Raw genomic sequence first — 7,783 nt, 5'->3', positions numbered from 1 at the left:
CGGCTTCGGGGAGCGGGTCGCTCCCCGAAGCCGGGACCTGCCGTCGTGCGGGACCTGCCGTCGTGCGGGGCCTCCGCCCGCCCGGGGCTACGCGGCCGTCGCCAGCCGCTCGCGCGCCACGAACTGCACCCTCGGGTGGCCGTGGTGCCAGCCCATCGCGACCTTGAGGCCGCCGACCCGGGCCAGGACCAGGCCCACCACGACCGCCGCGGCGAGCGAGATCACGCCGCCGGCGGCGAAGCCGGTGCGGGCGCCGTAGGTGTCGGTGACCCAGCCGAGGAGCGGGGCGCCGATCGGGGTGCCGCCGGTGAAGACCATCATGTACAGGCTCATCACCCGGCCCCGCATGGTCGGGTCGGTGGCCATCTGGACGGCCGAGTTGGCGGTGACGTTGACCGTGAGGCCGACCATGCCGATCGGCACGAGCAGCAGCGCGAACACCCAGAACGCCGGCGACAGCGCGGCGGCGATCTCCAGGACGCCGAAGACGGCCGCGGCGATCACCAACATCCGCAGGCGGGTGGAACCGCGCCGGGCCGCGGCGAGGGCGCCCACCAGGGAGCCGACGGCCATCAGCGTGTTGAGGAAGCCGTACGCACCGGCTCCGACGTGGAAGACGTCACCGGAGAAGGCGGTGAGCCAGATCGGGAAGTTGAAGCCGAAGGTGCCGATGAAGCCGACCAGGACGATCGGCCAGAGCAGGTCCGGCCGCCCGGCGACGTACCGCAGTCCCTCCCGCAGCTGGCCCTTGCCGCGCGGGGCGCGCTCGACCTTGTGGAGCTCGCTCGTGCGCATCAGCAGGAGGCCGAGGAGCGGGGCGAGGAAGGACAGGCCGTTGAGGAGGAAGGCCCAGCCGCTGCCGACCCCGGCGATGAGGACGCCGGCGACGGCGGGGCCGATGAGCCGCGCGGACTGGAAGTTCGCCGAGTTCAGGGAGACGGCGTTGCGGAGTTGGTCGGGGCCGACCATCTCGGAGACGAAGGACTGCCGCGCCGGGTTGTCGACGACCGTCACCATGCCGAGGAGGAAGGCGATCAGATAGACGTGCCAGACCTGGACGGAGCCGGACAGGGTGAGTGCGGCGAGCGCGAGCCCGCACAGCCCGAGGGCGGCCTGGCTGACGAGGAGCAGGCGCCGCTTCGGGTAGCGGTCGGCGATGACGCCGCCGTACAGCCCGAAGAGCAGCATCGGCAGGAACTGCAGGGCGGTGGTGATGCCGACGGCGGCGGCCGAGCCGGTGAGGCTCAGGACCAGCCAGTCCTGGGTGATCCGGGCCATCCACGTACCGGTGTTGGAGACGATCGCTCCGGTGAAGAACAGCCGGTAGTTCCGGATCTTGAGCGAGGAGAAGGTCCCCCCGCCCCGGCGGGTTCGGTGTGCGGGTGTGCGGACGGGTGCGGAGTCTGCTCCGGGTCCCGTGCTCAAAGTGCGTCGCCTCCTTGGCGCCTCGGTTACAGGTGGGCGAGCTTCTCCAGGACCGGGGCGGCGGCGCGCAGCTTGGCCCATTCGTCCTCGTCCAGGCCCTCGACGAGGGTGGCCAGCCAGGCGTTCCGTTTGCGGCGGGACTCTTCGAGCATGGCTTCGGCCTGCTCGGTCTGACTGACGACCTTCTGCCGGCGGTCGTCGGGGTGCGGCTCCAGCCGGACCAGTCCCTTGGCTTCGAGCAGTGCGACGATGCGGGTCATCGACGGCGGCTGGACGTGCTCCTTGCGCGCCAGCTCACCGGGGGTGGCGGAGCCGCAGAGCGACAGGGTGCCGAGCACCGACATCTCGGTGGGGCTCAGCGATTCGTCGACGCGCTGGTGTTTGAGGCGTCGGCCCAGTCTCATGACGGAGGAGCGGAGCGCGTTCACGGCGGCGGCGTCGGCGGTGCCGTGGGACAGGTCTGGCATAGTCGTTAGCCTAACTCATTACTCTGTCTAAATACCAACCGGAATGCCCGGACGTCACGTGCGTCACACCCATGGCCGCACGGAACTCCGCCGGAAGGGCGGCAGCGCGCCGCCCGGCAGATCACGCTTCGGTATCCATGCATCACCCAAATGAGTGAGTCGGATCCGGAAAGTGACGCAAAGGGGCCCCGGCAGCCCTGACCCTGAACGGCATGGGATCGACAGTGCTCAGCCTGCGCATCGACGGTGAGCTGCTCGACCGGCTCAGGAGTCACGCCGCCAAAAGAGGAATGAGCGTCCAGGACTACGTGGCCCGGACGCTCATTCGCGAGGATTTCGACCAGCGGTTCAAAACCGCGGTCGACGAGACGGAGAAGTTCTACGGTTCAGCCGCGAGCGCGGCCGGTGACGGCGATCACGCCGGCGATCACGCCGGTGATCACGTGAGGCCGAGCGCCGGCATCGCGTAGTAGAAGACGAAGACCGCCGACACCACGTACATGGCAACCGGGACTTCACGGCCCCGGCCGGCCGCGAGACGCAGCACGCTGAACGCGATGAAGCCGATGCCGATGCCGTTCGTGATCGAGTACGTGAACGGCATCATCACCATGGCCAGGAACGCCGGCACCGCGATGGTGTAGTCGCTCCAGTCGATGTCCTTGACCGAACCGGCCAGGATCAGGAAGCCGACCGCGAGCAGCGCGGGCGTCGCCGCCTGCGACGGGACCATGGTGGCGAGCGGCGTGAGGAACAGCGCCACCGAGAACAGACCGCCGGTCACGACCGAGGCGAGACCCGTACGGGCACCCTCGCCGACGCCCGCCGTGGACTCCACGAAGCAGGTGGTCGCCGAGGAAGAGCTCGCACCACCGGAGGCGACGGCCAGGCCGTCGACCAGGAGCACCTTGTTGATGCCGGGGAAGTTGCCGTCCTCGTCCATCAGCTTGGCCTCGTCGCCGACGCCCAGGATCGTGCCCATCGCGTCGAAGAAGCAGGACAGCAGCACGGTGAAGACGAAGAGGCAGCCGGTCAGGAGGCCGACCTTGCCGAAGCCGCCGAAGAGGCTGAACTCACCGAGCAGGCCCACGTCCGGCGTGGCGATCGGATTGCCGGGCCACTCCGGGGTGGTGAGGCCCCAGGAGGGGACGGTCGCGACCGCGTTGACCAGCATGGCGAGGGCCGTCATCGCCACGATGGAGATGAGGATCGCGCCCGGCACCTTGCGGATGATCAGGGCGAGGGTGAGGAGCGTGCCCAGGACGAAGACGAGGACCGGCCAGCCGGTGAGGTGCCCGTCGCCGCCCAGCTGGATCGGGACGGTGGTGTGCGCGGCGTCGGGGATGCGGGAGACGAAGCCCGAGTCGACGAGGCCGATCAGCATGATGAAGAGGCCGATGCCGATCGCGATGCCCTTGCGCAGGCCCAGCGGGACGGCGTTCATGACCCGCTCGCGCAGACCGGTCGCGACGAGCAGCATCACGACGATGCCGGCGAGGACGACCATGCCCATCGCGTCCGGCCAGGACATCTTGGGCGCGAGCTGGAGCGCGACGACCGTGTTGACGCCGAGGCCGGCGGCGAGGGCGATCGGCACGTTGCCGATGACGCCCATGAGCAGGGTCGAGAAGGCCGCGCTCACCACCGTGGCGGTGACCAGCTGTCCGCCGTCGAGCTGGTGCCCGTACATGTCCTTGGCGCTGCCGAGGATGATCGGGTTCAGCACGATGATGTAGGCCATCGCGAAGAAGGTGGCGAAACCGCCCCGGACCTCCCGGGCGACGGTCGAACCGCGCTCGGAGATCCTGAAGAAGCGGTCGAGGGCGGAGACGGGGGTCCCAGGGGTCTCCGGCGGCATGGCCTTGGCGGTGGCCGTGGTGCTCATGGGGTTCCTCTTCGGAGGTTCGGAGAAGTCCTTCTTGGCGGTTCATACGAAGGGAACCTGCCTGAGGCAAACCGTTTCAGTATGAACACATGAGCGAGTGAGCGTCTATCTCCGCGCGTAGACCGTGCAGGGGGACACAAGGGTGCGACCTAAACTGATCCCCATGGCGAAGTGGACACCGAAGCACGAGGCACCCGAGCCCCTCGAAGGGCCCGTCGTCGCCACCATCACCGGCGGCACGATCCTCTGGTTCGTCCTCTTCCTCGTCCAGGTTCCCTTCTACGGCTGGTTCGCCGACCGGGACCTCGGCTGGTGGGTGTGGACCTGCCTGGCCGGCGCGGGGCTCGGCCTGATCGGCATCTGGTACGTGCGGAAGCGGGACGCGGCGATCAAGAGGCATGCGGCGGCAGACGCGACGGGGGACCCCGAGACCCGCCTCGACGCCTAGCACCAGGGAACGATTCCGCTCATCCCTCGGTCTGATCTTGCGCCCCTTCGGCAGGTGAACGGTCGATTCCGGTCGTAACGTCGAAACCATGACTCAGCGGGCGAAGATCGACACGGGCGGCAGCGGGACGGCGACCACCGGACCGCCCGTCGTGCACCGCCCCGCCGGCCTGTCCTCGGCCGAGGTCGCCGAACGCGTCGCCCGCGGCGAGGTCAACGACGTCCCGCTGCGCAGCTCCCGCTCCACCGCCGACATCGTCCGGGGCAACGTCTTCACCCGCTTCAACGCGATCATCGGCGTGCTGTGGGTGATCATGCTCATCGTCGCGCCGATCCAGGACAGCCTCTTCGGCTTCGTGATCATCGCCAACACCGGCATCGGCATCATCCAGGAGCTCCGCGCCAAGAAGACCCTGGACGGCCTCGCGGTCATCGGCGAGGCGAAACCCACCGTCCGGCGCGACGGCGCCGCCGCCGAACTGTCCACCTCGGAGATCGTCCTCGGCGACCTCATCGAGCTCGGCCCCGGAGACAAGGTCGTCGTCGACGGCGAGGTGGCGGAGGCCGACAGCCTGGAGATCGACGAGTCCCTCCTCACCGGCGAGGCCGACCCGGTCGTCAAACGCCCCGGCGACCCGGTCATGTCGGGCTCGTTCGTGGTCGCCGGCGGCGGCGCCTTCACCGCCACCAAGGTCGGCCGCGAGGCGTACGCGGCGCAGCTCGCCGAAGAGGCCTCCCGCTTCACCCTGGTCCACTCGGAACTGCGCACCGGCATCTCCACGATCCTCAAGTACGTGACGTGGATGATGGTCCCGACGGCGACCGGGCTCGTCATCAGCCAGCTCGTCGTGAAGGACAACAACCTCAAGGACGCCGTCGCCCGCACGGTCGGCGGCATCGTGCCGATGATCCCCGAGGGCCTCGTCCTGCTCACCTCCGTCGCCTTCGCGATCGGCGTGATCAGGCTCGGCCGCAAACAGTGCCTGGTGCAGGAACTGCCGGCCATCGAGGGCCTCGCCCGGGTCGACGTGGTCTGCCTGGACAAGACGGGCACCCTCACCGAAGGCGGCATGGACGTCACGGAGCTCCGCCCGCTCAACGGCTCCGACGAGTCCTACGTGCGCAAGGTGCTCGGCGCCCTCGGCGAATCCGACCCGCGCCCGAACGCCTCCCTGCAAGCCATCATCGACGCCTACCCGGACACGGTGGAGTGGCGCTGCACCGAGTCGCTGCCGTTCTCCTCGGCCCGCAAGTACAGCGGCGCGTCCTTCAGCGAGGGGGACGGCGAGAACTCGACCTGGCTGCTGGGCGCCCCGGACGTCCTGCTCAAGGACGGCGACCCGGCCCTCGCCGAGATCGACCACCTCAACGAGCAGGGCCTGCGGGTCCTCCTCCTCGCCCGTACGGTCCGGGAACTCGACTCCCCCGCGGTCGCCGAGGACGCCCGCCCCACCGCACTCGTCGTCCTGGAACAGCGGCTGCGGCCCGACGCCGCCGACACCCTCGCCTACTTCGCCGACCAGGACGTCGCCACCAAGGTCATCTCCGGTGACAACGCGGTCTCGGTGGGCGCGGTGGCCGGGAAGCTCGACATGCCCGGTGCGGAGCACACGGTGGACGCCCGCTTCCTCCCCGCCGACCGCGAGGAGATGGCGAAGACGCTCGACGAGAACGCCGTCTTCGGCCGGGTCGCCCCACGGCAGAAGCGGGACATGGTGGCGGCCCTCCAGTCCCACGGGCACACCGTCGCCATGACCGGGGACGGCGTCAACGACGTCCTGGCGCTGAAGGACGCGGACATCGGCGTCTCGATGGGCTCGGGTTCGGAGGCCACCCGGGCCGTCGCCCAGATCGTCCTCCTCAACAACAGCTTCGCGACCCTGCCCTCGGTGGTGGCGGAAGGCCGCCGGGTCATCGGCAACATCACCCGGGTGGCCACCCTCTTCCTCACGAAGACGGTCTACTCGGTGCTGCTCGCGGTCCTGGTCGTCTGCTCCCAGGTGGAGTACCCCTTCCTCCCCCGCCACCTGACCCTGCTCTCCACCCTCACGATCGGCGTCCCGGCCTTCTTCCTCGCCCTGGCCCCCAACAAGGAGCGCGCCAGACCGAACTTCGTGCGCCGGGTCATGCGGTACGCCGTTCCCGGTGGCGTCATCGCGGCGGCGACCACCTTCACCACCTATCTGCTGGCCCGCCACCACTACACGGGCCCGGACTCCCTGGGCGCCGAGACCAGCGCGGCCACCCTGACCCTCTTCCTGGTGTCCCTCTGGGTCCTCGCGATCATCGCCCGCCCCTACACCTGGTGGCGCCTCGCCCTCGTCACCGCCATGTCCGCCGCCTTCCTCCTGGTCCTCGTCGTCCCCTGGCTCCAGGACTTCTTCGCCCTCAAGCTGGTCGGCGTGACCATGCCCTGGACGGCGGTCGCCATCGCGGCGGCGGGCGGAATCCTGCTCGAACTCGCCTGGCGCTGGGTGACCCGGAGGTTCCCGGCGTAGGGCCGGGACGGGGCCGGGCCGCCCGGCCGCGTCCGGGCCGGGCACGGCGGAGGGCCTCCGGACGGGGCGGCCCCGACGGGCTTCCGGGGCGCCCCCGTCCTTACGATCCTGTCCATGTCAAATACCTCGTCCCCACCCGTCCTCCAAGGCCGTCGCGGCACCGTCCTGAGCGCCGAGAACGACGGACTGATCCTGGAGCGCCCCGGCGAAGAGCTCCACGTGCCCGCCTTCGCCATCGCCCGGATCCACGCCGAAGGGCGGTCCGTCGCCGTCGAACTGAGGGCCCCGGCCGGGGTCGAGCCCACCGTGCATCGGATCGAGGACGTGAGCGAGGCAGCCGCCCTCGCCTTCGCCGATGCCGTGAACGCACGGCTGCCCGAGCAGACCGAGGAGATCGACGGCGCGGCCTGCACCGTCCTGCACGCCCTCGCCTCCTCCCGACGCGAGCAGTTCGTGCGCCGCCTCAAGCGGTTCGTGTTCGGGTGCCTCGGCACGGTCGTCGCCCTCTGCGTGGCCGTCGGAGCGGCGGGGGGCGACGGCCTCGCCCTCGCCATCGCCGGCGTGCCGATCGGAGTGATCACGACGGCGGGCCTCGGCTTCGGTGCGTACCACGTGTGGACGTGGAACCGCGAGCGGCGCCTGCTCAAGCACGGCATCACCGTCGTCGCCTCGACGGTCGACATGCCCGGGATGTGCCTCTACACGGACACCGCGGGCACGAACCGCACCCTCCCCCACCTGGGCTTCGCACCGAACGTCCGGGTCGGCTACGACCCCCGGGACCCGTCGGACGCGGTGGTGCTGCAGGAGCCGTCCGTGCGGCGCCTCAACATCGCCCTGGGGGCGTTCGTCCTCTTCTGCGGGCTCAACGGAGTGGCCCTGCTGGCCGCCATGGCCGTCGACGCGTTCTCCGGGAGCGGGTCGTGACCGGCCTGCGGGCCCTGCCCCCGCGAATCCGGCCCGAGCTCCTGACCGCAGCCCCCGCCGGGCCCCTTCCCACCCTCCCAGGAGCGTCCCCGGGGGCATTGCGCAAGCGGGTCCTCCTTCCGAGCCCCGGGGCT

Annotated in this window: 7 protein-coding genes; 4 read left to right on the top strand and 3 right to left on the bottom strand. The window is 70.2% G+C overall.

Annotated elements, in window-relative coordinates:
• Positions 1-87: 87 nt before the first annotated feature.
• Positions 88-1,425, bottom strand: a complete 1,338-nt coding sequence (locus ACFW2Y_RS33430; protein ID WP_384886781.1) for an MFS transporter — start codon at positions 1,423-1,425, stop codon at positions 88-90.
• Between the two features lie 26 nt (positions 1,426-1,451).
• The gene (locus tag ACFW2Y_RS33425; protein ID WP_384886778.1) at positions 1,452-1,892 is read right to left on the bottom strand and encodes a MarR family winged helix-turn-helix transcriptional regulator; all 441 of its coding nucleotides are present in this window, start codon (positions 1,890-1,892) and stop codon (positions 1,452-1,454) included.
• A gap of 212 nt (positions 1,893-2,104) precedes the next feature.
• Here ACFW2Y_RS33425 and ACFW2Y_RS33420 point away from each other — a divergent pair, with 212 nt between their 5' ends.
• Positions 2,105-2,362 carry a hypothetical protein gene (locus ACFW2Y_RS33420; protein WP_384886775.1) on the top strand — a complete coding sequence of 86 codons (258 nt, stop codon included), beginning with the start codon at positions 2,105-2,107 and terminating at the stop codon, positions 2,360-2,362.
• Here the strand turns inward: ACFW2Y_RS33420 and ACFW2Y_RS33415 are convergent.
• Entirely contained in the window at positions 2,332-3,777 is a 1,446-nt protein-coding gene (locus ACFW2Y_RS33415; protein ID WP_384886772.1) for an NCS2 family permease, read from the bottom strand. The two genes, ACFW2Y_RS33420 and ACFW2Y_RS33415, sit on opposite strands and share 31 nt — an antisense overlap.
• 163 nt (positions 3,778-3,940) lie before the next feature.
• Between ACFW2Y_RS33415 and ACFW2Y_RS33410 the strand changes: the two genes are divergently transcribed.
• The 3 genes from ACFW2Y_RS33410 to ACFW2Y_RS33400 all read left to right on the top strand — a co-directional run bounded on the left by ACFW2Y_RS33410 (position 3,941) and on the right by ACFW2Y_RS33400 (position 7,649).
• Positions 3,941-4,225 (top strand): DUF2530 domain-containing protein, encoded by a 285-nt coding sequence (locus ACFW2Y_RS33410; RefSeq protein ID WP_384886769.1) that lies wholly within the window; start codon positions 3,941-3,943, stop codon positions 4,223-4,225.
• A gap of 88 nt (positions 4,226-4,313) precedes the next feature.
• On the top strand, positions 4,314-6,722 hold the full coding sequence (locus ACFW2Y_RS33405) for an HAD-IC family P-type ATPase (protein ID WP_384886766.1): 2,409 nt from the start codon (positions 4,314-4,316) through the stop codon (positions 6,720-6,722).
• A 114-nt stretch (positions 6,723-6,836) separates the two neighbouring features.
• Positions 6,837-7,649 carry a hypothetical protein gene (locus ACFW2Y_RS33400; protein ID WP_384886763.1) on the top strand — a complete coding sequence of 271 codons (813 nt, stop codon included), beginning with the start codon at positions 6,837-6,839 and terminating at the stop codon, positions 7,647-7,649.
• Positions 7,650-7,783 lie beyond the last annotated feature (134 nt).

The organism is Streptomyces sp. NPDC058877 (assembly GCF_042742855.1).
Classification (GTDB): Bacteria; Actinomycetota; Actinomycetes; order Streptomycetales; family Streptomycetaceae; genus Streptomyces.
Note: the sequence above shows the minus strand (reverse complement) of the source record. Positions and strands in the feature narration are given on the sequence as shown.

Excerpts from the sequence above, each read along its gene's own strand:
- ACFW2Y_RS33420 (WP_384886775.1), top strand. The coding sequence starts at position 2,105 with ATGGGATCGACAGTGCTCAGCCTGCGCATCGACGGTGAGCTGCTCGAC.
- ACFW2Y_RS33410 (WP_384886769.1), top strand. The coding sequence starts at position 3,941 with ATGGCGAAGTGGACACCGAAGCACGAGGCACCCGAGCCCCTCGAAGGG.
- ACFW2Y_RS33415 (WP_384886772.1), bottom strand. The coding sequence starts at position 3,777 with ATGAGCACCACGGCCACCGCCAAGGCCATGCCGCCGGAGACCCCTGGG.
- ACFW2Y_RS33405 (WP_384886766.1), top strand. The coding sequence starts at position 4,314 with ATGACTCAGCGGGCGAAGATCGACACGGGCGGCAGCGGGACGGCGACC.
- ACFW2Y_RS33425 (WP_384886778.1), bottom strand. The coding sequence starts at position 1,892 with ATGCCAGACCTGTCCCACGGCACCGCCGACGCCGCCGCCGTGAACGCG.
- ACFW2Y_RS33400 (WP_384886763.1), top strand. The coding sequence starts at position 6,837 with ATGTCAAATACCTCGTCCCCACCCGTCCTCCAAGGCCGTCGCGGCACC.